The organism is Streptomyces sp. NBC_00009, from assembly GCF_045040855.1.
In the GTDB taxonomy this organism is placed as follows: Bacteria; Actinomycetota; Actinomycetes; order Streptomycetales; family Streptomycetaceae; genus Streptomyces; species Streptomyces aureus.
On the sequence record NZ_CP108312.1, the window covers coordinates 121,504 to 147,477 of the forward strand.

The 25,974-nt window shown below is 68.0% G+C and carries 24 protein-coding genes and 2 pseudogenes; 9 read left to right on the plus strand and 17 right to left on the minus strand.

The genetic code is table 11. The annotated features are described in order from the left end of the window. Positions 1-5: 5 nt before the first annotated feature. The 3 genes and pseudogenes from OHA58_RS00560 to OHA58_RS00570 all read right to left on the minus strand — a co-directional run bounded on the left by OHA58_RS00560 (position 6) and on the right by OHA58_RS00570 (position 3,414). Positions 6-1,064, minus strand: coding sequence for an IS110 family transposase (locus OHA58_RS00560; protein ID WP_405475127.1), 1,059 nt, complete (start codon positions 1,062-1,064; stop codon positions 6-8). A gap of 249 nt (positions 1,065-1,313) precedes the next feature. Beyond that, a pseudogene (locus tag OHA58_RS00565) lies at positions 1,314-2,324 on the minus strand (IS30 family transposase); the annotation flags it as partial. Beyond that, complete coding sequence (locus OHA58_RS00570; protein WP_405475129.1) at positions 2,272-3,414, minus strand: IS3 family transposase; 1,143 nt, start codon at positions 3,412-3,414, stop codon at positions 2,272-2,274. The gene OHA58_RS00570 and the pseudogene OHA58_RS00565, both read right to left, overlap by 53 nt. Positions 3,415-6,306: 2,892 nt before the next feature. Between OHA58_RS00570 and OHA58_RS00575 the strand changes: the two genes are divergently transcribed. Next, positions 6,307-6,453: a hypothetical protein gene (locus OHA58_RS00575; protein ID WP_405475132.1), complete on the plus strand. Its 147-nt coding sequence runs from the start codon at positions 6,307-6,309 to the stop codon at positions 6,451-6,453. Positions 6,454-6,574: 121 nt separating this feature from the next. Here the strand turns inward: OHA58_RS00575 and OHA58_RS00580 are convergent, their stop codons facing one another. Then, positions 6,575-6,931, minus strand: coding sequence for a MerR family transcriptional regulator (locus OHA58_RS00580; protein ID WP_405475134.1), 357 nt, complete (start codon positions 6,929-6,931; stop codon positions 6,575-6,577). Between the two features lie 196 nt (positions 6,932-7,127). On the opposite strand from OHA58_RS00580, the gene OHA58_RS00585 reads away from it, so the two are divergent. Beyond that, on the plus strand, positions 7,128-8,000 hold the full coding sequence (locus OHA58_RS00585; RefSeq protein ID WP_405475136.1) for an MBL fold metallo-hydrolase: 873 nt from the start codon (positions 7,128-7,130) through the stop codon (positions 7,998-8,000). Positions 8,001-8,287: 287 nt separating this feature from the next. On the opposite strand, the gene OHA58_RS00590 is transcribed toward OHA58_RS00585, so the two are convergent. Continuing rightward, positions 8,288-9,265, minus strand: coding sequence for an NADPH:quinone reductase (locus OHA58_RS00590; protein WP_405475139.1), 978 nt, complete (start codon positions 9,263-9,265; stop codon positions 8,288-8,290). 20 nt (positions 9,266-9,285) lie between these two features. Then, the gene (locus OHA58_RS00595) at positions 9,286-9,864 is read right to left on the minus strand and encodes a PadR family transcriptional regulator (RefSeq protein WP_266988236.1); all 579 of its coding nucleotides are present in this window, start codon (positions 9,862-9,864) and stop codon (positions 9,286-9,288) included. Positions 9,865-9,990: 126 nt separating this feature from the next. On the opposite strand from OHA58_RS00595, the gene OHA58_RS00600 reads away from it, so the two are divergent. Then, on the plus strand, positions 9,991-10,383 hold the full coding sequence (locus OHA58_RS00600) for an ester cyclase (protein ID WP_405475142.1): 393 nt from the start codon (positions 9,991-9,993) through the stop codon (positions 10,381-10,383). 1,579 nt (positions 10,384-11,962) lie between these two features. On the opposite strand, the gene OHA58_RS00605 is transcribed toward OHA58_RS00600, so the two are convergent. Beyond that, positions 11,963-12,244: a hypothetical protein gene (locus OHA58_RS00605; protein WP_405475145.1), complete on the minus strand. Its 282-nt coding sequence runs from the start codon at positions 12,242-12,244 to the stop codon at positions 11,963-11,965. A 1,139-nt stretch (positions 12,245-13,383) separates the two neighbouring features. On the opposite strand from OHA58_RS00605, the gene OHA58_RS00610 reads away from it, so the two are divergent. After that, on the plus strand, positions 13,384-13,587 hold the full coding sequence (locus tag OHA58_RS00610) for a helix-turn-helix domain-containing protein (RefSeq protein ID WP_405475147.1): 204 nt from the start codon (positions 13,384-13,386) through the stop codon (positions 13,585-13,587). Positions 13,588-13,977: 390 nt separating this feature from the next. Further along, a complete protein-coding gene (locus OHA58_RS00615; protein ID WP_405475150.1) occupies positions 13,978-14,427 on the plus strand; it encodes an SsgA family sporulation/cell division regulator in 450 nt (149 codons plus the stop codon). Positions 14,428-15,313: 886 nt separating this feature from the next. On the opposite strand, the gene OHA58_RS00620 is transcribed toward OHA58_RS00615, so the two are convergent. The 7 genes and pseudogenes from OHA58_RS00620 to OHA58_RS00650 form a co-directional block, all read right to left on the minus strand. Continuing rightward, positions 15,314-16,099: a DUF6281 family protein gene (locus tag OHA58_RS00620; protein ID WP_405475152.1), complete on the minus strand. Its 786-nt coding sequence runs from the start codon at positions 16,097-16,099 to the stop codon at positions 15,314-15,316. Positions 16,100-16,181: 82 nt separating this feature from the next. Next, positions 16,182-16,292, minus strand: a pseudogene (locus OHA58_RS00625) (type I-E CRISPR-associated protein Cas7/Cse4/CasC); the annotation flags it as partial. A 439-nt stretch (positions 16,293-16,731) separates the two neighbouring features. After that, positions 16,732-17,166 (minus strand): TIGR03668 family PPOX class F420-dependent oxidoreductase, encoded by a 435-nt coding sequence (locus OHA58_RS00630; protein ID WP_405475155.1) that lies wholly within the window; start codon positions 17,164-17,166, stop codon positions 16,732-16,734. A 33-nt stretch (positions 17,167-17,199) separates the two neighbouring features. After that, positions 17,200-18,027 carry an LLM class F420-dependent oxidoreductase gene (locus tag OHA58_RS00635; RefSeq protein ID WP_405475157.1) on the minus strand — a complete coding sequence of 276 codons (828 nt, stop codon included), beginning with the start codon at positions 18,025-18,027 and terminating at the stop codon, positions 17,200-17,202. A gap of 1,174 nt (positions 18,028-19,201) precedes the next feature. Then, positions 19,202-20,095: a hypothetical protein gene (locus tag OHA58_RS00640; protein WP_405475160.1), complete on the minus strand. Its 894-nt coding sequence runs from the start codon at positions 20,093-20,095 to the stop codon at positions 19,202-19,204. A 9-nt stretch (positions 20,096-20,104) separates the two neighbouring features. Next, on the minus strand, positions 20,105-20,494 hold the full coding sequence (locus OHA58_RS00645; protein WP_405475162.1) for a DUF3592 domain-containing protein: 390 nt from the start codon (positions 20,492-20,494) through the stop codon (positions 20,105-20,107). Between the two features lie 464 nt (positions 20,495-20,958). After that, positions 20,959-21,201 (minus strand): hypothetical protein, encoded by a 243-nt coding sequence (locus OHA58_RS00650; protein WP_405475165.1) that lies wholly within the window; start codon positions 21,199-21,201, stop codon positions 20,959-20,961. A gap of 49 nt (positions 21,202-21,250) precedes the next feature. Here OHA58_RS00650 and OHA58_RS00655 point away from each other — a divergent pair, with 49 nt between their 5' ends. Next, a complete protein-coding gene (locus OHA58_RS00655) occupies positions 21,251-21,712 on the plus strand; it encodes a hypothetical protein (protein ID WP_405475166.1) in 462 nt (153 codons plus the stop codon). Positions 21,713-21,979: 267 nt separating this feature from the next. Here the strand turns inward: OHA58_RS00655 and OHA58_RS00660 are convergent, their stop codons facing one another. Next, positions 21,980-22,111 (minus strand): hypothetical protein, encoded by a 132-nt coding sequence (locus OHA58_RS00660; RefSeq protein ID WP_405475169.1) that lies wholly within the window; start codon positions 22,109-22,111, stop codon positions 21,980-21,982. 180 nt (positions 22,112-22,291) lie between these two features. Between OHA58_RS00660 and OHA58_RS00665 the strand changes: the two genes are divergently transcribed. Then, positions 22,292-23,017, plus strand: coding sequence for a DUF4839 domain-containing protein (locus tag OHA58_RS00665; RefSeq protein WP_405475172.1), 726 nt, complete (start codon positions 22,292-22,294; stop codon positions 23,015-23,017). 854 nt (positions 23,018-23,871) lie between these two features. On the opposite strand, the gene OHA58_RS00670 is transcribed toward OHA58_RS00665, so the two are convergent. Next, on the minus strand, positions 23,872-24,384 hold the full coding sequence (locus OHA58_RS00670; protein ID WP_405475175.1) for a DinB family protein: 513 nt from the start codon (positions 24,382-24,384) through the stop codon (positions 23,872-23,874). 104 nt (positions 24,385-24,488) lie between these two features. Next, positions 24,489-24,650: a hypothetical protein gene (locus tag OHA58_RS00675; RefSeq protein ID WP_405475178.1), complete on the minus strand. Its 162-nt coding sequence runs from the start codon at positions 24,648-24,650 to the stop codon at positions 24,489-24,491. A gap of 283 nt (positions 24,651-24,933) precedes the next feature. On the opposite strand from OHA58_RS00675, the gene OHA58_RS00680 reads away from it, so the two are divergent. Together OHA58_RS00680 and OHA58_RS00685 are read left to right on the plus strand one after the other, a co-directional pair. Then, entirely contained in the window at positions 24,934-25,635 is a 702-nt protein-coding gene (locus OHA58_RS00680) for a class I SAM-dependent methyltransferase (protein ID WP_405475179.1), read from the plus strand. Continuing rightward, the gene (locus OHA58_RS00685; protein WP_405475182.1) at positions 25,632-25,892 is read left to right on the plus strand and encodes a hypothetical protein; all 261 of its coding nucleotides are present in this window, start codon (positions 25,632-25,634) and stop codon (positions 25,890-25,892) included. The genes OHA58_RS00680 and OHA58_RS00685 overlap by 4 nt, the downstream gene beginning before the upstream one ends. Positions 25,893-25,974 lie beyond the last annotated feature (82 nt).

Consider the following 25,974-nt stretch of genomic DNA (forward strand, 5'->3'; position numbering starts at 1 on the left):
CTATGTCAAGCGGCGAGCTGATGTTGAGTGATGTGGTGCTGCCAGGTAGCTCGGTCTTGGGTCATGGCGCGGTGGATGACGTCGATCAGGTGGCGTTTGAGGATGCGTCGGGCTCCGCGGGCTCCCTTGGTCGGCTCGTGGCGGGCCAGGAGTGCTCGCGCGCCCGCATGGAATCGTTGCTGGACGATGGACGTCGTGTAGAGCACGCTGTTGAGCCGCCGGTTGCCGCCTCGGTGCAGTCGGTAGCGTTCCTTGTCGGAGGAGTAGACCGGGATCGGTGCGGTCCCGGTGTAGCGGGCGAGCTTTGCTGAGCTGGCGAAACGGGTGATGTCACCGATCTCGGCGAGGAGGACCGCCGCGGAGACGTGGCTGATCCCTGTGATCTCCAGGAGCGCGGGTGCCAGCGGGGTGACCAGCTCCCGGATCGTGGTTTCGAGTCCGCGGACACGTTTGTTCAGCCCGTCTATCTCCGTGATCATCTCGATCAGCACCCGGCGGACGTGATCGCTCATGTCCGTGGTGTCCACCAGCACCGTCAGCGAGGTCATGCCGGGCCGGCGGGTGAGGTCGCCGGGGGTGTGGTCGAGCCAGAGGTGCGTGTATGCCTTGATCTGGTTGATCACCATGGTGCGGCGTCGGACGAGGTCGGCCCGTGAGTCGACCAGAACGCGCAGCTCGCGCACGCGGTCGTCGATGCGGTGACGGTCCAGGCCGGGGGTGGCGATCGCGGCGTGGGCGACCGCGGCAGCGTCGACGGGGTCGGACTTCGAGCCAGTGGCGGCGTGCAGTTTGCGGTGGGCGGCCATCAGCCGGGTGGGGACCCAGACCACCTCGTGGCCGGTCAGCAGCAGGCCGTCAGCCAGACGGCGGGCGAAGCCGCGACCGTCCTCGATTGCCCAGGTGATGGGGGTGCCGTCGGCGATCGTGCGGATCCACTTGAGCAGGACGCCGATCAGGTTCGCGTCGTTCTTGACGGTCAACGGCCTGGTCAGCCGCTTGCCGTCAGCGTCGACGGCCACTGCGACGTGTACGTGCTTGTGCGGGTCGATCCCCACTGTCACCATCGAGTTGTCCTCTTGTCTGCTGTCGCGGATGACGGGACAGATGCGAGGGCCCTGGCCAGGGGACAGACCTATTGCGAGTTGACGGCTCAGCAGGCTTCTATCAAGTCACTCCCGGCCAGGGCTCTCGCCCTGTGGACCGCCGTAGACATCTCAACGGAAAGCCTTTCGGCACGTGTTCTCCGAGTCACCCGGCGGCCCCGCCGAGCCTCTCCCGTCGAAGAAGCCCGGCCCGGCAAGGCTGCACCAATAGGTGTTCTCGTTCGTGCCGCGCTGCCAGGGGCTATGCGGGTCGGCGAAGAAGACGGGGATGCCGGTCTCGACCTTGAACTGGGTGTGGGCCGATATCTCCTTGCCACGGTCCCAGGTCAGCGACCGAGCGAGCTGCGCGGGCAGGGTCGACATCGTCGTGGCCAGCGCGTTCTTCATCGATATCGCGCCGTAGCCGGCCAACGCAGGACCGTTCTTCGTCCGTTGGATCTCGCCGTACCCCTCTTCACGGGGCAGGTGGACCAGCATGGTGAACCTGGTCGTTCGCTCCACGACGGTGCCGACCGCTGAACGTTCCAGCCCGATGATCAAGTCGCCTTCCCAGTGGCCAGGAACAGCGCGGTCCTCAGCTTCAGCGGGCCGCTCGCTCAGGAGCGCTTCGGGCGTGACGTGTGCCCAGGTCTTGCGACGTGAGCGGGCTCGGGGTGCGCGTAGCGCGCGACCGGTGCGTAGACACAAGATGAGCTCGCGCTTGAGCGCGCCCCGACTCTCGATATAGAGCGCCTGGTAGATCGCCTCGTGGCTGATGCGCATGGACTCATCATCAGGGAAGTCGAGCTTGATCCGGTTCGCGATCTGCTCCGGGCTCCACGCCTGCACCCAGGCACGGTCCTTGCGGTGCGGCTTGTTCCGGCCGGTCCACTTCCCCGTCGTTGGTCCCTCGATCGGGGTCCCGTCGGGACGGCTGATCTGCCCGGACAACCGCTCTTGGACATAGGCATGCAACCGAGGGTTCGTGACCAGCTTTGCCCTCTTCGGCCGCCGCGCGACCAGGTCGGCCTTCCACTGAGCGACCGACGCCCGGTACTCGACCTTTCCGCTGCGGGTCGCGGCATTGCGTCGCAGCTCACGCGAGATTGTCCCAGGATCGCGACCGACGGTCCGAGCGATCTCGCGTACGCCTTTGTCCTGGGCCTTGAGTAGCGCGATATCCTCACGCTCACGAAACGACAGGTACCTGCCCATAGGCGGCTTCGGGTCGAACGGTCGCATCCCGCCACCGTGGCGGAACCACCGGCCGCCAACAGGCTGTGACACGCCCACAGCAGCCGCGGCCTCCTCGGGCAACAGCCCCTTGGCTATCTCGTCCCAGAACGCCACCTCGACCTCGCGATGAAACTTCGGATGCCCCGGCGACCTCATCGCCGGACGAATCGCACGATCTGCTGCCTGCTGTCGACGAACCATCCAACACCTCCTCTATCACGAGGTGTTGCGACGACCGGTTGAATCCGCCCTGCGACCCGGCATCGGAGTGATGTATCAACTCGCCCTTCCGATAGGGGTGTTGGTCGCGATCACGTTGCCACAGGGCCATCTCGAGAGCGTCCAGGACGAGCCGTGTCTCCTTCGAGGTGGCAGCGGACCAGCCGACGATACGGCGGGAGAAGGTGTCCACGACGAAAGCGACGTAGACGACGCCGGCGAACGTGGCGACGTGGGTGAAGTCGGCGACCCAGCAACGGTTCGGGGCCGGGGCGACGAAGTCACGGTCCACGAGGTCCGGGGCCCGCTCCGCGTTCGCGTCGGGAATCGTGGTGATCACCCGCTTGCCGCGGACCGCGCCGGTGATCCCGAGGTCACGCATGAGGCGTTCGACGGTGCAGCGGGCCACCGCGACCTCCTGGCGGTTCAGGTGCCGCCAGATCTTGCGGGCACCGTAGACACGGTAGTTGGCCTCGTACGCCTGGGTGATCAGGTCCTTCAGCTCGGCGTCGCGGAGGGTGCGGGCCGCAGGCTTGGCTTGGCGTTTGTGGTGGGCGTAGTAGGTGGACGGGGCGATCTTGCAGTCGTGGTCGGTGAGGACCCGGCAGATCGGCTCGACGCCGCCGAAACGGCCCTTGTGCTCGTCGATGAACGCTACGAGCGTGTGTGTGGCCGGTCGACGTCTCCAACGATGGCATTGACGCGAAGAAAGCCGAGGCCGCCTTGCGGATCTCGTTGGCCCGTCGCCGCTCGGCGTTCTCGGCCTTGAGCCGCTTGATCTCCGCGGCCTCCTCGGAGGTGACGCCGGGCCGTTGGCCGGCGTCGACCTGGGATTTGCGAACCCATGTCCGCACCGTCTCGGCGGTAGATGTCGCAATCACCACCGAAACCAGAAGGCCCTCACCCATGCAAGACCACCCTGCCGTCACCAACGTGCCCGAACAGCACACCTAGCGCCGGCACACCACACGAGATGTCGGCTCCAATCCGCCTGTAGCTACGGAACGGAGCCAACCGCCGGGTGAGGTGTCACGCCTGGCGGCGCAACTCCGTCCATCACAGCAGAGCCGGCCGTGGTGCGGCAGCCGGAGGCGGTATGCACCCGCATCCGTCCCTCTTCCCGCTGCGGCCCGTCTCATCGGGCCGCGAGCGCGGAGGCCCCGGCCGACGCGCAACACGACACAACGCTGCTCCGACCCCGAGCACGCACGCGCCGGCCTCGTCCTGCCGTCTGCTCTTTCTCTTCTTCTTCCTTCCCCACCTGCGGCCAGGCCGGAGTGTGCGTGAGAGGGGTTGTCGGCACGACCGGTACGCCCCTATCGGTGGGTCTGACCTGCCGTTTTCCTCTCCCCAGCGGTGGAGAGTGCACTAGGGAGTTTGAGGCCCCCTTTGGGGGTGACTTTGCTGGTGGTTTTGAGGGGTAGTTTGTCGGCGATGCTGATGGCGGCCGCGGTGCTCGGGCGGGTCGTCACAAACACTGGGCCTCCCCTGCCCGGGCACTACGGCTCCGTGGTGATCGGCTCGATCCTGACCATCACCGGTTCCTGGCCGCCTGGCCGCCTGATCGCCGTCGACTTCCGTCCAACTTTCCGGCCGATGAAGGGCAGTGGGGTTGTTCATCCGGTTTGCAGGCCCGTCACATGGCCAGCGGTGACGGTCAGCCCAGTGCCTGGTCCAGAGGCTGGGGACTGCCACCACCGGCTGTGTTCCGCCACGTCCGGTTGCATGCTCCCCGCTCGTGCAGGCGGGCTCAAGGCAACGCCAATGACCGGGAACGGCATAGAGCAACGGTGAGGCAGCCGGCGAAGAGACCGAGGAGCAGCGCACTCCATCCCCACCAGCCGGGCGTCGCGCCGGCACTGAGGGCGAGCTTCACGTCGCCGAAGCCGATCACTCGGGGGTGAAGGGGATCATTGGCAAGAACACGACGCCCAGCATGCCGGCACCGAACAGGGGCGGCCGTGAAGGATCTGCGCCCCGGGCGCCCTGCTGGCGATGGCCGGCACGGCGAGTGCGGCAAGGGCGAACGGCGCCACATCACAGTCCACTACCACCGGTCGGTACGCATACCGGTACGCGTCTCGCTGCACCGCGCCGCCGGGCGGCTGCAGCGCACCGGTTGCGCAGTGCCCTGTCGCCCCCGCGCAACGGCTCGCGGATGGTTGCGCAGCACGATCCGATCGTCCACTGCGCAGCGGTGGGCGGGGACGCTGCGCAGCGGTGGGCGGGGACGCTGCGCAGCGGGGATCCCGGAGTGCGCAGTCAGAGTGCACTGCAACTGCGCAGCGGAGGTGCGCAGCATCGTGGGTGCGCTTTCGCGGTCACTGCGCACTCCCCCGCACCGGTACGCGTTTGGTTTCCCAACGCGTACCGGCCGCCTCGGCCCATTCCGCGTCACCCGGCTTCGAGGGCGCCTCGGCGACGGTCCGCGCCCGCCGTGATCCGGTGACCGGTACGCGTTCTACACGGGGCGAAAAAGCGCGTACCGAAACGCGTACCGGTCTCTAGAACAACCAGGTCACAGACCTGTCAGACGTACCTATGGCCCCCAGGACGCAACCGGTTTGCTCAGCTACTGGTACGCGTTTTCGCCGTACCGCTCCAGCCGCCCGGTGCGCGTTTTGGCGGGCGCCGCAAAATGCGTACCACCCGCTCACCGACGATGGGTACGGGCTGCGCAGTACCCGGTGCGCAACGCGCCCCAGTCGGCACTGCGCAGTCGGAGTCCGGACCGGGCGGGCCTGCTGCGCAACTCCCGAAGCCCCCGTTGCGCAGCGAGCCCGAACCGCTGCGCACTACAACACCGAGTACGGGTTCCTACGGGGCGCTGCGCAGCCGCAGGCCGCCCCCGGCACCGGTCGCACTGCGTACCAGGCCGCGCGGGACGGCTGACCACTCTGCGCAGCTCCTCAGTGATCACAAGCCCGTTTCGGCCCAGTGCCGTTCAGCCGCAACGGATGTTCTACAGCACGAGCGGATACTCCCAGCCCGGGGTTGTGACCCGGACAGCTACAGCGCCCGACGGGGCTCCGGCTCGGCCGTTGCCCCTTCCGGATGCCGCCCGGTCAGCCAGTGGAGGCCTGCCGGTCGGCCAGCGTCGAGCGGGCCCGGACCATTGGTCTGGGCCCGCGGCGCATTCGGAGCGAGGCCGTCCGGCTCTTCCCCGCCTGCGATGTAGGGCTGTCCTTCGACGAATGCGCTGAACCGAGCCGTGGGCCGTATGAAGGGGGCCTGACCAGGTCAGAGGGAGCCGTGAACCTGCTTCCCGCGATCACAACCACGCACGTCCTGGAAACGCCCCGTCGCATCGCCCCTGATCGATCCGCAAGACCAGGGCAGCCCCCGCGCCCGGCGGTCGACTACCGCCCTGATGGAGGGTCCGCAAAGTCACCAGCGTCCCGTGCACGGGGTGAGTCACAGCCCGTGCATGTCGAGGATGGTCATCAGCTTGCGCCTGCGCTTCAGTTCAGCCCGCAGTGCGCAGACGTACGCTGAACGCGGCGACACCACGGCCGAGCTGCCCCGCCCCCTCCGCACCGGACCGACGACCCATGTCGGCCCCTACCACCGCGCGGACGGCACCCGCGTACGGGCACCGCCGGTCCATCAGCCCCCGCACCGTCGCCGTCGCAGCGGGCACCGAGGGAGGTCGCGCTGGAAGCCGCCACCAGCACATGGAGCGACCGCGCCGAAATCCTCACCGTCGGCCTCGGCACCGAACTGGCCACCCGACTCCCCCAAGGCCGCCTGAATCCTCTACCAGGACTGGATGCTCATCGAAGACCAGGCAGGCAACCGCGCCGGCGTCAACGCCGCATACGAAACCCTCCGCGGAGTCAACCAACGCCTCGAGATCGGAATGGAAAGCGAAACCGAGAAGGTCTTCGACACCATCATGAGCCGGACCGCATCCTGATGCGTGAACGTAAAATCCACAACTTCCTGACACTGAAGGCAGATCGGTGACAACGGATTGGTGGCTTCGTTCACGAGAATGGGCTCCGGCTCATTTTCCGTGATCGGTCACTGAGGTTTTCTCAATGAGTCGCCTGCAACGGGCATCCGGTGCCGACGCGCACCTCAAGGTCCGCTCGAAGTACGGCGAGTTCGGCCATGCGCGTGTCGATGACTTGGATCTTCCCCTTGAGCAACGCGGACAGTACTTCCGCGGTATCCGGCGCGTCGCGCAGTTCCTCGCCGTGCCGTGCGATCTCCGCCAGTGAGAATCCGAGCGCCTGCGCGGTGCGGATGTAGTGCAGCCAGGTCACCGTCTCGGGCGGGAAGTCGCGATAGCCGTTGGTCAGCCGTCGACCTGTGACGAGGCCGAGTTTCTCGTAGAACCGAATGGTGTCCTTCGTGATGCCCGCCTGTGCGGCCAGCTCTCCGATGCGCATGCCCCTCCGTCCGATCGCGGCTTGACCTTGGAGCGTACTCCACTGTTTAGCGTGAAGCGTCGCTGTCCAACACGACACCACCGTGGTGCGCTCGGTCACCCAGCGCGTGGCCCACCTGGTGGACCAGATGGCGCACCACGACGCGAACTGACTGTCCATCACCGATTTTGAACCGCATTCCTGGAGGGGGACCATAATGCGTATCCATCACCTGAACTGTGGCACGATGCAGCCGGTCGGCGGCCGGCTCATCAACGGCAACCGGCTGCCGTTGAAGACCGCTCGGATGATCTGCCACTGCCTACTGATCGAGACCGACCAAGGATTGGTGCTGGTGGACACCGGGGTCGGCCTACGCGACATCGCCGACCCCAAGCAATCCCTGGGCCGCGAATTCCTGTTCCTCACCCGTCCGCGCCTGGACCTCGCCGAGACAGCGGCGCGCCAGGTGACCGGGCTGGGATACGCCGTCGACGACGTCAGGCACATCGTCTTGACCCACCTCGACCTCGACCACGCCGGCGGGCTGCCCGACTTCCCCAGGGCAAAGGTTCACCTCCACGCGACCGAGCATCAGGCCGCGATGAGGGCCGCCACGCGGGCTGAACGTCTTCGATACCGAGCCGGTCAATGGGCCCATGGGCCCGACTGGGTCACCTACAACCCCACCGGCGGAGACCGCTGGTTCGGCTTTGAGGGCGTACGCCAACTCCAGGGAATCTCAGCCGACATCGCGCTGATACCGCTACCTGGGCACACCCGCGGCCACGCCGGTGTGGCGGTGCGCCGTCACGAGGGACCGGAAGGCGCAACCAGCCCCGGCTGGCTGCTGCACGCCGGGGACGCCTACTTCTCCCATGGCGAGATCGATCCACTCGCTCCCCGCTCCACGCCAGGATTGGCCTTCTTCCAGACCCTGGTCCAAGTCGATGGCCCCGCCCGCCACCGCAACCAGGCCCGGCTGCGCGAACTGGCCAAAGACCACGGCGATCAGATCGAAATCTTCTGCGCCCATGACCCGGTCGAACTTGACCGCTACCGGCAAAACGAGCCGCGGACCGTTGCGTAAGAACGCCACGATCGAGCCCAGTAGCTCAGTGGAGGCCAAGGGGACGTCTGCCCTGCCTGGCCCAACAGCAGGAAGCAAGCCGGGCTCCACACGCAGGTGCACGCGCCATGTTGCCTGCCCAACGGGAACAGCCCGGGCAGGTCACGAAGGCGCCGCCCAGATGACCCGTCTCACCAGGGCCAAGGCACGTCCGCCAGACCAGGAAGCGTGCGGAGTACGTATACCGGCAGCACCCCGACCTCAGAGCCGGTGGGATACCGGTGACGGGCCGGTGCTCCAAGTCCGCGCTATTGGGGGATGGTGAGCAGGATGCGGCCGTGGCCACCGCCGGCGTCGACGCGGTCGTGGGCCTTGGCGATGTCATCCAGCGGGTAGCGGTCGGCGACGGTGAGGGCGCCGACGGCTGCGGAGGAGGTGAGGTCGCGGGCGGCCTGACGCTTGGCCTCGGCGGGGAAGTCGTCGCTGCCGAGCAGACGGAGGGTGACGTTGTTGAACAGCAGGGGCCAGAAGGGGATCTCGGTGCGGTCCGTGCGGGTGGCGTAGGCGGCGATGACGGCGTTGTTGGCGACGACGGCGTTGTCGAGGTCGGCGTTGTCGGACAGCGCGACCTCGATGATCCGGTCGACGCCCCGCGGCGCGTACGAGCGGATGGCAGCGGCGGGGTCGCCGGTGTCCAGGGCGATGGCGTGGGAGACGACGGCCGGGTCGATGTGGTCGAGGTCCGGGGTGCGGCGGACGGTGGCGATCACGGTGGCGCCGGCCCAGTGGGCGAGCCGGGCCGCCAGGGAGCCGACGCCGCCGAGGACGCCGTGGACCAGGACCAGTTGGCCGTCGACCGGGCCGTCGGCGAAGACGGTGCGGTGGGCGGTGATGCCGGGGATGCCGAGGCTCGCGCCCAACTCGTCACTGAGGTGGTCGGGCAGGGGTGCGGCCTGGTGGTCGGGTACGACGGTGTACTGGGCGGCGGTGCCGAAGGGGCGGTAGGACTGGGCGCCGTATACCCAGACCCGTTGTCCGGCGCGGTGGGCGTCGACTCCGGCGCCCACCGCGTCGATGACTCCGGCGGCGTCGCTGTGCGGGATCACCCGTGGGAAGGGCATGGACGAGCCGAGCCAGCCGCGCCGCTTCTTGGTGTCGCCGGGGTTGAGGCCCGAGACGGTGACGCGGACGCGGACCTCGCCGGGGCCGGGGACGGGATCAGGGAGTTCGCCGACGTGCAGGACGTCGGCGGCGGGGCCCTGTTCGTCGTACCAGGAAGCAAGCATGGGGGTACCTCGGTGGACAGTCAGCTCGCGGGAGCGGCGGGCGCATGCGGATCGCTGTCGGTACACGCAGTGTCGAATGCGGGCGGCTTCTCTCCGAGGGTCTCGCGCAGCCAGGTCCGCTCGGCGCGGCTGGTGGCGCGGGCGGTGAGCAGCATGCCCCGCCGGTAGGGGTCGGCGATCTCCTCGGCACGCAGGGGCCGCTCGTTGTCGTAGAAGAAGCTCGCCGGTTCTTCCAGGAACTCCAGCCGTCTGCGCAGCACCGCGTGCTGTTCGGCCACGTCGGGCAGGTGGGAGAGGAACGCCAGGACGACGTAGAACCGGGTGAAGTCGGTGATCTCGTGGTCGGCGGGCTCGCGCAGGCGCTGAAGCATGTCGGCCCGCCCGGCCGCGGTCAGGCTGAGCACGTATCGGGACGCCCCCGCGGCAGGGTCGGCGCGCCGCTCGATCAAGCCCGCCCTGGTCAGGCGGTTGATCGCGGGATACAGGCTGCCGTCACTGACCGGCCGCGTATAGCCGGTCAGCTGTGAGACGCGGCGGCGCAGCTCATGTCCGGGCAAGAGGGCCTCGGCCAGGAAGCCGAGTATCGCGAGTTCCAGCATGAGTCCATCTTCGCACGCAAACATCGAATCGATGTGAACATCGATTCGATGTTAGGCTCACAGGTACCCGCCCGAACGTCTCTGGAGAGGCACAGCAAGATGCCATCGCAGTCCACCGAGTCAGTGATGAACCGCTTCGTCGAGTTCATCAACACGGGCAACGAGGATCTCGCCCGCGAGGTCATTTCTCCGGACGCGGTGTTCCACGCGCCAAGCCACCCGGAACCACTGCGGGGGCCCGATGGGTACATGGAAGTCATCGGGATGATGCGCAGTGCCTTCCCCGACGTCCAGTGGACGCTGGAGGAGAAGGTCACCGAAGGCGACACCGTGGCCGCGCGGTTCACCATGCGGGGAACTCACGACGGTGAATTCTTCGGGATCCCGGCGAGCGGCAACAAGATCTCGGTGCAGGCCATGAACTTCTACTACCTGGCCGACGGCCGGATCGTCGGCGAACGGGGCCAGCCCGACCTCCTCGGGGTGATGCAGCAGATCGGTGCCGTACCGGCGCCGTAAACCTCGTAGCGCCGAGTGAGCCTTCTGCCGCGCGGGATTGCTGCTGCCAGCAGGGGGCCGGCGCGGTGGCAGAGGGCGAAGGCCCACACCGTGGTGCGGGAGTCCGACGCCGGTCACCGCAAGAGGTTGGTCTTCCATATGAGTTCCTTGCCATCCAACCCAGCCGACGCAGGCCAGAGCGCCCGGGCCGAAGGAAGCGTCACTCGACTGCGTTGACAGCGAAGTTAGTCCGCGCAGGTCAGCGACTTCAGCCGGACTAACTTCGCTGTCAAAGGACACATCGGCACGCCCCGGCGCTCCCGCGCGATCGGCGCCGCAGTGATGGTCGACGCTCGAGGACCCCGACGTGGGCATCTTCCTGGGCCTGCGCGCGAATCTGCCCGACCAGGACCGCGCAGCCGTGGACGAACTGACCCATCGCCTCGGACTAACCGTCGCGTGACAGGGCAGACGACCACCGACCGCGCCGTAACCGGGGCGGCAGGCTGCCGTTAAGCACAGCATCGCGTGCATGCACATCCGACCCCCGCGGATACGCGAGCGAGCCCCGGACCGCATCGGTCCGGGGCTCGCGGGCTGTTCGGGGCGCGGCTGCTACAGGTCGAACCGCAGGTGTTCGACGTCCGTGAAGCGGACCCCCTTCCAGGCTTGCGGCGCGGCGGACGCCATCAGAACGCCGTCCCTGGATACCGGCCTCCGTGGCCTGGGGATGGCCCTGGGGCGCGGGGCGCAGAGTACTCACGATCGGTCGCCGCTGTGGATGTGTGCGGCCGTCTTGCGTCGGCGGTACGCCTTGAGGCGACAGGCGTTGGAGTACTCCCGCAAACGCCCCTCCCAAGTCGTCGCCGGGGACAGCAGTGCATCGCACGCAGCACACCGTGGAACGAGAGTTTCCTCAATGCGCCATCGCCTGATCAACGCCCGCAGCTCGCCGTCGATGACGAGGTCGTCATCGACGGCGTCGGGGTGGGACGACAGCGACGGAGTACTCCACAGGGCCAGCCTGCGGCGGCCGAGCCGGGGATGCGCGCCGGCCTACGCTGCACGGAAGGGACCGGCGGTGCGCCTGTTTCCGGCCGATGCTGGTGCCGGGCCGCTCCCCTACTGCCGGCGGGCTTCGGTGTTCTCCCGGATGGCATGCGCGACGTCCAGCAGCGCGTACGCGACGGCCACCAGGCCCTCGCCGATCGCGTCGGTGCCGCCACGGTGACCACAGGCGGATTCGCGCGTTAGAACTGTGTGACCACGCCGACCCAGCCCGCTGCGGTCACCGGCCGCGAGGAAACGATTCCTCCTCCGCCTGGTGAGCCGATCTTTGCGGCGTTGGCTGCCCGCTGGAGTGCGCAGGGGCGTGTCGTGCCCGGCCAGTTGGACCGGGAGTGGGTCAAGCTGGCAGACAACTGCCCGTGGCCCACCCGATAGGCCAGCGTGGTGCGGGTCCCTCTCCCCCCATCCCCGCACCCGCTGAACCGGCCGGCAGCCTCGCCGACCTGCCCGGTAACCGAGGCTGCCGGCCGGCCGGTCAGGGTTGGCCCCCTCCCGGCCCGGGGCAACGGTCGTGCTGGCCGGGAGGGGGCCTCTAGGCGGTGTTGGCGGTGAACAGGCGTTGTGCCGCCGTGGTGGCTCCGGTCAGGCTGAGGGGGATGTCGAGGCTCTTGCACGTGCGATGGGCGCGGACGAGGACGCTGAGCGTGGCGGGCGCCGGTTCCCCGGCGGGGACCTGGACGGTGACGCGACTGGGCCGGTGGGTGTGGACGAGAGCCTCGATCTCGACGGCGGCCGCGACCCGGGAGTTGACGTCGAGATGGTGGTGCAGCGTCACGTGCAGGGCGTCGCCGTCGACGCTGTGACTGATCAGCATGATGGCCTCCGCTCCCCGTGTCCTTGGGCCGTACTCCGTCCGGCGGGCTGGAGGGACGGAGTACGGCCTTCCAGGATGACAGCCGGGCGGCGTTATGGCAGCTCACGGCCGGTCCCGGGCCGGTCGCGTCGCACTCCCGGGCCACGCCGGGCCCGGTGATCGGGGCGCCGAGAGGGCGGCTGTTCAATCGCGTGCGCGGCGATGTACTGGTCCACCCGGTGCGGGCCCGGCCCCCACCGCGCCCGCACCGCACCCCCAGGAGGCCGCAGGCGCCACCCCCGTCGGCGCCGCGCTCCAGGCTGCCCGTTGGTGGCACCGAGGTTGGGGCCCCGCCGCTTGGGCAGCCCCACCAGTCCATCACCTCGGCCGGTTCGCCAGAACCCCGCCCCCAGCATGAAGCCCTGGCCGCGCACCCAAAGGGGCGCGGCCAGGGCTGTCGGTCACGCGGTCCGGGGAAGGGGAACCGGGGCCGTTGTCGCGCACCATCTCAACGCCCGGCCTGCCCCGCGGGGACACGCTCCGGGGCCACGCGGCGCCTGCGTCTGTCTCCTGGGAGGATGCTTGTCATGGAGCCGCTGCCGACGCCCTGCCCCGCCGACCGGATCCCGGACGCGACCGGTCTCGACGCGTTCGAGGCCGCATGCAAGGAGGCCAAAGAGCAGCGTGTCGTGTTCATCGCGGTCGAGCAACAGGGGGCTCGCTGTGGACGGTCGAGGCCGACGCGCTCACCGCCCCGCAGCACACCATAACCACCACCGCCCATAACGCCGTGCGCGCGGCCGTCGCCCTCCTCATCCGAACCCGGGAGATCCGCCCCGACTCCACCGCCGGCCCCGTCGACTGCGTCCTGCACGACGTGGACAGCGAAGGACGGCCCGTGAACTGGCCGCCGCCCTGCACACCGCCCTCTACGGCAACCTCCAGCCCCTGACCCGCGCCGTGCCCCCCACCACCTGACGACGCACCCGGCCCAGGCAGCGAGAGGTCAGCCTCAGCGCCACCTCCCGGTTCCGCAGTCACCCCTCGCCGGCACGCGCCCGCATCCGATGCGAACGCGCCGCAGTCGAACCAGACAGATTGCCTCACGGGCCGCCGCGGGGTGCGCGATGATCGCCCTTCGAACCGTGAGGGGGATGGTCATGGACAAGGGCAAGCGGATCACCGGTGCAGCACGCGACCAGCTCGCCGTCGAACTGAAGGCCGCATACAAAGGTGGCGCCTCGATCCGAAGCATCGCCGACAGCACCGGACGCTCGTACGGCTTCGTCCACCACATCCTCACCGAGGCAGGCGTCACCCTGCGCGGACGCGGCGGAGTCACCCGCAACAAGCCCAGTTCATAAAGGGGCCTGCCGTGAACCCCACGACCGGACTGCCGTAACCGCACCGTCCGCCACGGCTGGGTAGGCGTTGAGCGGCGCGGTGCCACGGACCGCGTCGGTAGCGCACCGCAGTTGGCATGACGCGCCTTCGCCAAGGCAGAGCCAGTGCGTCGATGCGCGGCATCCACGCACCGGATCGCTCTGCCGTCGTGCCCGAGTTCACACGTCGTTGGGGATGCGGCTGTGAGGTGGCGTGTGAACTTTTCCGAACATGTTGCGAAGGGTTGGCGCCCAACCCGGCCGGTGTCGAGGACATGCCCGGCTGCATGGCTAGGTTCGATCTTTGAGACGTACGTGCGATGACGCACGAGTCATCGGCGTGCAGCCGCAACGGGAAAGGGAATGGCCAGGGTGAGTCCTGACAGTGACAGACAACTCGAGGGCATCACACGGGGGTTCGTCACCCTGTCCGACGGCGAACGCGAACGGTGCGACATCATGCTCAGGTACTCCACCGACGACCCGCTCGTCGTCGGCCTGATCGTGTCCCGGCCCGGCCACGGCAGCACCGGCTGGGTCATCTCGCGGGACCTGCTGTCCGCCGGCCTCACCGGTACAGCGGGCATAGGAGACATCACCGTGGAACCCGTGGCCGAGCAGAGCACGCCGCTCGGGGTCCTGCTGCGAATCCGCAACGAGATGGGCGAGGCCCGCCTCCACATCGACCACCAGGCGCTGCTGCTCTACCTGCAGCGCAGCCACGCCATGATGCCGTTCGGCAGCGAGGCACAGACGAGACAGGCCGACGCGGAACTCGACCAACTGCTCGACGAGGATCAGGACCCGCCCGTCGTGCGGTAAACGAACCGCCTCAACCTTCACGCCGACCGACAGCACCGCCACGACCGCGATCACCAGAAACAGCAACTCCCCCAAACGGAGCGCACCGGGGGCGGATCATTTCAGGCAACTTTCCCCAGGGCCCACTCGTCCGACAACCGTCACGCAGCATGCTGCCCACGGAACGTGAACCACGATTCGTGAACGTTCATGCCGGCCACGGCCAGAACCATCCACGCGGAGGTGACCGTCCGCCCGGACCGAGCCTGGAACCGGACGATCTCGGCATCCCGCCACAAGACGGTGCAGTGCCCATCGTCTCCAGACTTTGCCGTGTCTCATGAGACATGGGCTCCTCGATACGGACTGGGGCGCCTGTGTGCGTCTCGGCTTTGCTGCTCAGCAGCGGGGTGCCGGCGGCCAGCCGGTCGTCGAGTTCGTGACCGGAGCAGTCGTGACGGCCGCGTCCGCGGGCGGACATCGGTCCCTGCACCCTCCCCCGCCGCGGCGGCACAGAATCGCCGGCGCCAGAGCGGCCATCGAATCCACGCCACCGGATGGACCCCGGATAACCTCCCCGTTTCCGGATTCCACACCCCCTGAGCTGAGAAGCTGTGAACGAACCCCCACAGACGGCTCCTGCGGCTGCCGAGCAGTCCCGGTCATTGGGCGTCGCAAGGGAAAGCGGTCGAACGAGGAACGCTGAACGTCCGGTCCGGACACAGGAGGTTTCGGTCGGCTCTGGTGACCATGGGGACGGACGAGCCGGACACGTCGTTCGCGTTCCCCTGGCCGACCTCATTCCCAGTGGCCCGTATCGATCAGGTCCTCGGCCGGGGCGCTCGGGTCACGCCCTGCACACCCAGCCATCGATGGGAGGCGAACCACCTGCCCCTGCGAGCGCGCGTCACCTGGTAGCCGCCTTCGGCGACGGGTCCAGCTCCCGCGCCTCGATCAGTTTCCTCAGCTCCGGCAGGGTCTTCTCCGAGTTCCGCTCGATGTAGAGAGTGCCGCCGGCCGGATGGTCCACGGTCACGGCGTGGACGGGGTCCACGCCCTCGATCGCGTACACGGGTACCGGCCTCGAAGGCACTCCCTGGTCCCCATCGTTCGGAGTGTCGTCGCACCCGGGTCTGGTGCCCGTGCCGAGCCGTCTGCCCGCCGTGACGCCGACGCCGTCGCCTTCGTCATGGGGATAAAGCCCGTGCCCCAGGTAGGTGTGGCCCCGGTACACGAGCAGGGCCGCGCAGGAACCGTCCGCCCCGCCTTGCGTGGTGCCCGTCCCCGCGCAGGCCACGGACAAGCTGATCAGGGCAGCCGCGAGCACCGCCCGTACGCTCGCCAATCCAGCCGCCCCCGCGCTCGCCGTCCTATCGGCCGTCCGCCTGCCCGCCATGTACCGACCTCCCCCGGCCGCCGGCACCTCCGGCACGCCGGACCTTGGACGCCACAGGGCCGCGAAAGGTTCGCTCGCTGCTACGTGATGGCACCGCCCGGGAGCCGTCAGCGCCCGGCCGTAACAGTTCAGCCCCACAGCCTCGCGCAACCGAACCCGTTCGGCGAAACTGCTGCCCGGTGCCAGCTGCTGCAAGAGCGGGGCGTAGTCGCGCGGCGTAGTGCCCTGGATGCCGGCTTCCGCCGCGAAGGGCTCCTCGAAGGCGGAGACCAGGTTGACCGGCTGGTCGGTGCGCACGACGACGGCAACGGTGGCGTAGCGGTGAGTTGAAGCCGATGGTGCCGATCATTCCGGCGCTGCTCTCGTCCTTCTCGTTCTTGTCATCGACGGCGGTGTAGTAGTCGAATTCGAGCTGCGCCTCGTAAGTGGAGAGCGCGTGGGCAACCTGTACGGCGGCGTCGACGTTGAGCTTGGGGATGTCGGCGACCATTTGGCCGAACAGGGCAACGCCACAGGGTGCCCGGTCGTGAAGGTCTCCGCGATGAAGGTCTCCGCGACGGGCAGTTCCTTGACTACCTCGGCCAGGGCCTTTCCTTCGGCGGATTGCAAGGCCGTCGGTGCCCACCGGGCAGGAAGCAGGATTCTGGTCTACTGGTCGAGGCCCGCGTGGGGTTCCGTGAGTCGTTTGACAGACCTGGGCATGCAGCAGCGACCGCCCGGATGCCCCGGGCGGCCGCTGCGCCAACGAGTCGTTGCGCCTCAGCGTGAGACGCTCATGATGGGTGCGCCTATAGGGAGTCTCCCACCTGCAGGCATGACGAAAGTGCCTTACGCATCAGCGCCGCCTCCGTCTGTCATGCGATCAGGATGCTGCAGATACTCCTCGATTCCCCCGCCAGATGTACTCGCTAGCACCCGCGTCCCTACGGTCACCCCCCCGACGCGGCACGCCAGCCGTGCCACCGGCGGACGGCGATCACGAGCGCCGGACCGGTCGGCGGTCGCTGCCGGTACGGCGCGTACTTCTCCCGCAACAGGGCGACGGCCGCCGGGTACTCGCCCTGGGTGCCGGGCGGCAGCACGCGGGCGTCACCGTCCGCGCGGACCCACCACAGCCGCTCCCAGTCCTCGTCGTACGCGTCGACGAGCAGGCAGACAGCCGGGTGGGCCGCGATGTTGTCCAACCGTTTCAGCTGCTGCGACCTCTTCGGCTTCCAGTCGACGGCGGTGACGACCTCCTCGCCATGGGCCACGAAGACGACCGGCACCAGATGCGGGCGCAGGCCCGCGTCCACCGTCGCCAGGCGCGCCACCCGCGCGGTCATGAACCGGCGGCGCGCCTCGTCCCCGGCCATGTCCGGCACGGTCAGCTCCTATTCCGCGGCAGCCGCGAGCTGTCACCGGTGGCCGGACGTGGCCTCGGCCAGTTCGTCCAGGGTGCGCAGCGTCTCGTTCTCCGGCAGGGTCGGCAGATACAGCAGGACGCGTTCGACGCCGAGTTCGGCGTAGGTGTCGAGCGCCTTGCGGTCGTGCCGGCCCGCATACACCACGACGGATGGGCGGTCACCGGCCGTCCGCCGCATACGCGCGATGCGTTCACCCAGCTCCTCGAGCGGCAGATCGCTCGGCATCCACGCCGCACCGTACGCGGCGACGCGTTCGAAAGCGCGCTCGCTGTCGCCCCCGACCCAGATGGGCGGATGGGGCTTCTGGACCGGCTTGGGCCAGGCGTAGACGGGATCGAAGTCGACGAAGTCGCCATGGAACTCGGCCTCCTCCTTGGTCCACAGCTCGATCATCGCGCGGATGCGTTCGTCCATGAGCCGCCCGCGGACGGCCGGATCCGTCCCGTGGTTGCGCATCTCCTCGCGGTTCCAGCCCGCGCCGACCCCGAACACGGCCCGGCCGCCGGAGATCAGATCGAGGGAGGCGACCTCCTTCGCGGTGTGGATCGGATCGCGCTGGATCACCAGAGCGATGCCGGTGCCCAGGAGCAGGTCACGGGTCACCGAGGCGGCCGCGGCGAGCGCCACGAACGGGTCGAGCGTCCGATAGTAGATCCGCGGCAGCTCACCGCCCCCCGGGTACGGGGACTCCCGCTTGACCGGAATATGCGAGTGCTCGGCCAGCAACAGGGAGTCGAACCCACGCTCCTCCAGGGCGGGTCCCAACGCCTTGGGGCCAATGCCCTCATCGGTGACAAATGTCGATACTCCGAACTTCATCCGCGACCGCCTCGTCTCGTCGGCACACCTGCTGTCAGTGTGACGCGGTCGGTCGCTCCTCGTCGGGCATGACCTCCCGCGGCGTGGCGTGGCGTCCGGACCCTATGCCCACTGTCACTGCCCGACCCACGCGTCCGCCGGCCGCTGCAGGGCCACCTCGCGCAGCGCCGCAGTGGTGAGGCGAGAACGCCGGCGATCGCACGCGGGTCGTCACGGGGCTCGTAGACGATGTCGAGCATCCGCCGCCCGGCCCTCGCGACCGTGTGGCACCTGCCCCAGCACCAGCTGGATGGTGGCCCGGGCGCGGCCGGTGGCGGCCACCTGGTCCTCGACGTTGCGCAGTTCCTCATCGAGCCGGCCTCCGAGCAGGCTGCGCTGCCCCTCGGCCGTCATCAGGACCGGCGTCCGCGTCCTCGGGGACCAGCCGGTCGATGTCCGGGACCCCGTACCCGTTGCGCAGATGCTCCGGGCAGTCGTCGTACACGATGGCGGCCAGGAGGAACTGCGCGGCGTGGAGCGTGTGGAAAGGGGGGAACTGTGCGGTGAAGCTCCCCGTGATCGTGGGGAGCAGATGGTTAGCCTCGATCTTTCTCGACGGTCCGCCGACGGAGTCGGTGGACCGTTTTGCCTTCTGGGCGGGGTCGCAGGCAGGCCAAGGGCCCGAGTGTCGCGTCGGCTGGGCGCCGGGCTCCACTGCCCGGGCTGTGATGCTGATGCTCGCAGGAACGGGGAAGCTCCTGGTCAGCTCGACCTGCTGGCCTGGATGCCCATGCTCGCCCTGACCGGCAAGGCCCGGCTCTGGGGGTCCCGCCGCCTGCGGTTCCGCTCCCCGACCTTGACGAGCTGCGGGACCGTGGAGTGCTCGGCGCCCACCCGGAGACGTCCTCAAGCCCGCGACGGATTCTTGGAGCCAGCGGCCGCACAATCGCCGATTCGCCCGACCTCTCCGCCTGACGCATCCTCAAGCCCCGTGCCGAGAGCCCGATAGAGCCCCTTCGGCGTCACAGTCATGCCCCTCCTTGTGACACGGCCAGGTGGACGCCAGTACGGGCAGCTTCCAGGGTTTCGGACACAGTGGCGGTCTGTCGGCCGTGACGAGAGGTCTGCCCTGCCAGAGGGAGCGCATCGTTTCCTCAACGGGTCGTTTCTGCGAACCGCAGCCCGACGAGCGCCATCATGCGGACCAGATGATCGCGCTCGCGGAAGGCGGCGACGTCGTGAGCACGGTGAAGTAGCCGACGGCCCCGGTGCCGCTGGAGAAACACCCCATCTGGCCGACCCGCAACGGGACGTACCCTTGCCGCCTCGTCTGTGCCGTCAACGCGGAGCCGCACTGGTCGGGGGTCGGCGGCTTCGTCCCGTTCCAGGCAACGAGCAATTCACCACCGATCACCTGCGGCGAGCACGCCGCACACAGATACAGCGCATCGTCGTCCAGCAGCGCGGTGGCGGGTACCGCCGCCACCGGGTCGTTGTTCGAGCCGGGCTGAGAGGGGAAGGTCAAGGTCCCCTGCCACAGCATCTGGCCGGGCGTGCCGGTGGGAGTCGACGGGGACGGCTCCATCGTCGGCTCGTCGGTGCCGGGTTCGGTGCTGCCCGGGGTAGGCAGGGTGGAATGGGTCGGCGGGGGCTGGGAGACCGGATTCGAGGGCTGACGGTTCACCAGCGCGAAGAGGCCGGCGAGCAGACACAGGCTGGCCCCAGCGACAGCCCACCCCCTCGACCGGGAGGGCAGCCCCCCGGCCACGATCACCCGGCCGCCGGCGGTGCCCCGTTTGGGGGCCGTCACGGTTACCGGGCGCGCTTCGGGCGTCAGTTGCGCGGGCCCGGAGCCGGCGCGGAGCTCCATTTTCGGTGCCTGGCAATCCGCTCGGCCTTCCGTGACGGTTTCCGGCGCAGCGTCCAGGGCCACGTGCGAAGACAGCTCGCCGACGGCCGGAACGTCGAGGAGCGACGCCAGGAAGCGCCGCCGCCAGCTGCCTCCGACGGCCCGTCCCGACAACGGCTCCGGGAAGGGATGAGGCCCGGCGGACAGGAGGGAGTCCATGTAGCGCCGCTTGAAGCTCAAGTGCACGGGTCAGAGGTAGGAAATCCCGGTCAGCAGAAGCAGCACGACAGCGACTGTGCCGACGATTTTTGGCACCCAACCACTGGTTCTCTGGTGCACGACCTCTGAGTAGCCAGGGGTTTTGGCATCGTAGATCACGTCCAGTCGCTGTCCGACGCCGACCGGTGGAGACGGGAAGGGCAGGCTGTCGCAGTAGTACTGCACGCCCTCCACCTCATAGAGCAGGCGAAGCCTGACCGTCCCCTTGTCGGTGCGCTTCGATTCCACACATTTGGCCCGGACAACCACCCCCCTGCGCCGCAGGTTCACGTCCCGCCAGATGAAGAGCAGCGCGCCCACCAGCACGGGGACCGCCGTGATCAGAACGCCGATCGCATACGAGTGCAGCCCCTCGAGCATCGTCCCCACCCCCTGAGAGCAGTCTCGGGCACGGGGGATTCTACTCGTCCCAGCAATCCATCGACCATCCTCGGCTACCTCAATGAGCGGCATCAGGAGTGGTCGGGCCTGTACCGCGATATCTGTCTCGCTGCCACGATCCGCGCACTGGCTTGCACCGAGAAGGGCGGGGCCCTGACCTGATTCCTGCTGACTCCAACGACAAGCCGAGCAGGGACCCCACGGCCTCGCGTTGCAGCTCGAGACCGCCGAGAGCCGGAACCGCCCCGCGGTGCCGGCTCTTTGCTGCGATGGCGCCCTCGCTCACCATCGACGACTCATCGGCCGACCGGCTCCGGGTACGGCTCCCGCCCGCGGCCCGGGTCGTCGGCGCCAAGGCGGACCCACGGCTCCCCCTGCTGCCCCTCCAGCTGAACACTCTTGTTGGACATCAGGGGCAGGCTCAGCCCACCGGCGCGGCGAGCTTATGCATGTGTCCAAGAACCGATCGGTTCACGGACAGCGGCGGGCAGTACCAGCGCGAGCTGATCAACTCGGGGCGGATCACCGACGCCATCCGCATGGACATCGACGACATCAAGCGGCGCTTCCCCGGCACCTACGATCAGCACATCAAGGACATGGTCGCCAGCCTGGATGACAACAAGCCCCTCCAGGACATGCTCAAGCGCGAGGATGGAAAATCGACAAGGCCGCTCTTCTCGCATGAGGTCCCCGGCACGTCACTAGGGCATCGAGAAAGGCGAAGGACGGAACATGGAACTGGAACTACTGCCGCTGGTCGGTGTCGGGCCGCTGCGACTCTGCATGTCGGCGCAGGAGACGCGCGACGCGGTCCAGGCGTGGGGGCTGCTGCGGGTCGCCTCCAGTGATCCGGAGCCCGGGCAGATCCTGCTCAAGCACGACGCGTCCGGCCTGAACGTGATGCTCGGCTTCACCAAGGGCACGCTGAGCGGCGTGGAGCTGTTCCGGTTCCTCGACGAGGACGCCGACGTACGAGCGCCCCTCGACGGTCTCGACGTCTTCCGCACCCCGAGTGTGGACCTCTTCGAGCTGTTCGCGGAGCGGGGCCACGAGATCACCGAGAACGACCTCGGTTTCGACGAGCTGCCGGAGCTGAAGATCGTCCTCGCCAACCAGAGCAGCTACGAGTACCCGGTGGACGAGGACGGGGACCCTCTCTACTACGACTACGTGCGCCTCGCGGACCAGATCTGACGCACGGTAAACCCACGGCAGAGCCCCGCTCGGCGCAGGCTCCGCGAGCCCCGAGCGCGACGTCCGTGCGCCGGTGGTCTCCTGCGGCGGGTGCTGCAGAAGAACTCCACCCGTACTGGGTGCCACTGACAACCCGGGGCACGATCGGTCTGCCAACGGCCCGACTTCGGTGCGGCAGTAGCGGCGGCGCAGCAGAGAGGCGATCGTGCGATTCCGCTCGACGACCTGCGGCGCCGGCTTGTGGAGGACCCTGTCGTCTCGGGAGTGTCACTGAGAGATGTGGTCACCGATGACCGGTGCCCGGAAGACGGCCTGTTGCACGGCGAGGTGGAAGATTCCCGCATCCTTGCCGTGCTCGCGGATCTGGCACTCACCCGCGGAGAGAGCCGTAGCTATCACCTACAGTACGCAGCGCATGACATGGGCCCAGGCCTCGGCGCTGGGCAACGACGACGATCCGGACACGTTCGGCAACCGGGTGCGCCGTGGGTGATGTCGGTGATGCCGAGTTCCTCGCGAAGTCCCCTATGCTCGCGAGGCAGTTGGTATGAACAATCCGTTGAGGGGGCGCGGAGCCGCATGGCCGACGAGATCAAGTACGAATACAAGACCGTGCAGACAGTTCGCGGCACCGACGGCTTGGTGATCTCGAAGATGCAGAAGGATGGCTGGGTGCTTGTGGAACAGGCCCAGGGCACGCTTCGCTCCACTCTCAGCTTCCGTCGGCCGAAGAAGCCGCAGCCGTGGCTCCTGATCGGCACGGCGGCCGCCGTCCTCGTGATCCTGGCCATCGTCATCGGCGCTTCCTCTGCGCTCAGCGACGGAGGCGAGAAGAAGGACGAGTCAGACAAGTCAACGGCCGCTGCGAGCGAGAAACCTTCCGCTACTCCGACTCCGACCACGGCCGAGTCGGCTGCCACTGAGGTGATCACGCCTCAGAACAACCCAGAGTTCGCGGCGCTGCTGAAGGCGGACTCGTGCGACGACGCGAACCTGGACTTCGCGACCAAGCACGGGGGCCAGACGGTCGCGTTCAACGGCTCGATCGTGAGTATGGCGCCCCACGGTGACTACGACACCCGCTACGACTTTCTCCTGGGCCCAGGCGACAAGGGACCGAACACGACGGTCGGCCCGGCCTTCAAGTACCAGGACGTCAACATCTTTGACCTGAAACTGACCGGCAAGAAGATCCCTGCCACTGTCGGCGCGGGCGACAAGTTCCGCTTCGTCGCCAAGGTGGGCAAATTCAACGCGGACCAGTGTGTCTTCTTCCTAGACCCGGTCTCGACGGAAAACCGGTAGTCAAGATGGGCAGCCGCGTCACCACGGAACAGCGTGCCTGGCCATTTTCTCAGCGGTGATCATTTCCAGATTCCGTTGAGCACGAGGGCACCACGGGCGATGTCGCCGATCCGGCTCGGGCTGAGGGAGACGTGCTGCAGGGTGCGCCAGCGTTGCCAAGATCCTGGTTCCGACTTCACCGTCCGAGCCTGGGACCTCGCCCGGCCATGGCTGGAAGGTCGCGCGAGGCCGGCCGCACTGCGGGTGAGCGTGCGGTCGAGTTCCCGGCTGCCTTGCGTCACGGCTGGGGATGCCTCGTGATCCGCCGCAGCTGACTCTCGGTCTCACAGCGGTTGAGGCGCTTTCGCCGCGCGTACTGCGTCACGGCACTTTGTGCAGCGGCTGCTGCCCTGAACCAGACGGCACGCTGGATTGTGCGCTCCTCCTCGCTGGTAAGGCGCTGCGACCAGACGCTCCCCCATGGTCATGCCGACGGCTCTCGCGGTGGGTGTGGTCGGCACTGCCGGCGCGGTCCACCGGTAGACACCCCATCCCACGGCGATGCCCACGACCGCCCACACGGCGGTGCCGAAGTCGACCGTTACGTTCACTGTGCGCCTCTCGGTCTCCCCCCTGGGCTCACAGCGAGCCCAGCTCACCTCTTCGCGGGAGAAGCCAGGACCCAGACAGCACGGAGGCCCACATCTCCCTGAAAGAGGTGCGGGCCGCAAAAACGCCACCAAGAACGTCCCTCAGCTCAGAGAGGCGTGTCAACGTACGTGCCCGTAGTCGGGCACGTAGTTGTTCAACGCCGCCTGCAGGGAGGGGAGTTTGGTCACCCTCGCCGGCACTGACCACGCCAGTCACAAGGCGCGCTATACGCCGGTGGTGCCGTCGATGCGTTCCCGGACCAGGTCAGCGTGGCCGTTGTGGCGGGCGTACTCCTCGATCATGTGGACGTAGATCCAGCGGAGGTTGACGTCCTGATCCATGAAGCGGCCGGTGTCGGCCAGAGCGCGGTCGGCGCAGTTCTCACGAGCGCGTGCGATTTCCGCGTGCCAGGTGGCGAGAGCGTCACTCAAGGTGGCGCCCGCAGCCAGGTCGAACCCACCGTCGGGTCCGTCCGGGTCGGCCTGCGGGTCGTAGATGGGCGGAGCCTGTTCTGAGGCGAGCACTCGGCGGAACCAGTTCCGCTCCACCTCCGCCATGTGCTGGACGAGGCCGGTCAGCGTGAAGCCGGACGGTGGCACGGACGCGACGGCGGCCTGCTCATCGTTCAACCCCTCGCACTTCAGGGCGAGTGTGGTGCGGTGAAAGTCGAGCCAGTTTTCGAGCGTCGTGCGCTCGTCGGCGTTCAGGGACGGCATAGGGCGATCGATGGCACTCATCGGTTCATTGTCGCCCTCGTACGGAGCCGTCGACAGGCAGGGCCTCACTCCAGGTCAGCGCCCGCAGTACGGACACCAGCCGTTGCGACGGCCCTGGGTCTCCATCAGGACCCCTGCTCTCGCATCTTGCGTGGTTGGTAGGCGATCGACGAGTCGAGGACACTCGCGGCTGACGCCAACTCGCGCACGGTGGGCGCCTGCCCGTATGTCGCGACCCGGTCATGGGCGCTGCGGGTGATGCGGAGCTGGTGCTCGGTGAGAGTCATGGCTGAGCTTTTGTGCGGGCGAGTTCTTTGAGCGCCTTCCGCGCCGCGGGAGTGCCGGCCGTGGTCTGCCAGTACGGGTGACCGGCGAGGAGGCGGGACAAGTCCAACAGGCGCCGACGATGTGCGGCTGCAGCTGGCGACGGGTTCCAAAGGCAGTTGGTGATCATTCGGCTCGTGATGGTCGTGCAGAAGTGACGGTGCTGCTGGACAGCGAACGCCGACAGATCCATCTCCCCGCCTATGGTGCGGTGAGGTGCTGTCTTCATGCAGAGGAGTGGCTGGTATGACGAACACGGATGAACGTACGACGTTGGTCCGTGAGGTGCGCCACCGACTCGCGCAGGAGGGGCCGCGGTGGACGCGAGACCACGAGGGAGACTTCGAGACCGTCACGTTGCCGGAACGCCACTGCGACCAGCTGCGCGATCTGATGGTCTGCGAGGGAGTCGAGAAGGTTGTCGAGGTCGGTCTCGCGTACGCAAGTTCTGCGCTCGCCATCGGTGAGGCGCTGGCAACCATCAACCGTCCGCTTCCCCGGCACGTCATCATCGACCCGTTTCAAGAGCGGGAGTACTCCAACGCCGGCTGGGATCTGCTGTGCTCTGCGGGGCTGGACTCGATCGCCACGCTCATGCTCGCTCCTTCGTCGATCGCGCTCCCGCAGCTCCTCACCGAAGGCTTCATCGCCGACGCGGCATTCGTGGACGGCAGTCACCGGTTCCACGAGGTCTTCGTCGATCTCTACTTCTTGCGCAAGATTGTCCGGCCCGGGGGCCTGATTGTTATCGACGACGACTGGTGGCCGTCCGTGCACACAGCCGTGCACTACTACGAGCGGAACCTGGGATGGACGGTGATCCCCGACGCCTTCCCCGGCGAGACGATCGGCGTCGGACCTCAGGGCAAACTAGCGGCTCGGTGCAAGGCCTTTCGCTTGCCTGACCCCTCGTTCGAGCCTTCCTTCGAGGACTTCCACGCGTTTTGACCTGGCCGCAGGACTGCTGGACGTCCTTCATCGTGTCCGTGTGCCGCTGCTCGACGCGGCACGTCCAGATCCGCCCGGTGCTGTCGGAGGCCAGCGGCCGCGGGCCCGGCCGGCGCGGTGTCATGCACGCCGTCGACTGCGAGGAGGTGCCGGCGGGAGCGCTGATGCTGCTCCTTCTCGAGCGGATCGAGCTGCCGTTCGGAGTTCATGCCGGCCCCGACCCATGCGTGTTCACCCGCTGGAGGCTGCCCCGCTGAGCGGCCGTGGGCTTTTCACCGCGCTACAGACCTGGCCTCGCCACCGTGGTGACCCATGCGCGGCAGCCTCATTGGGCACGAC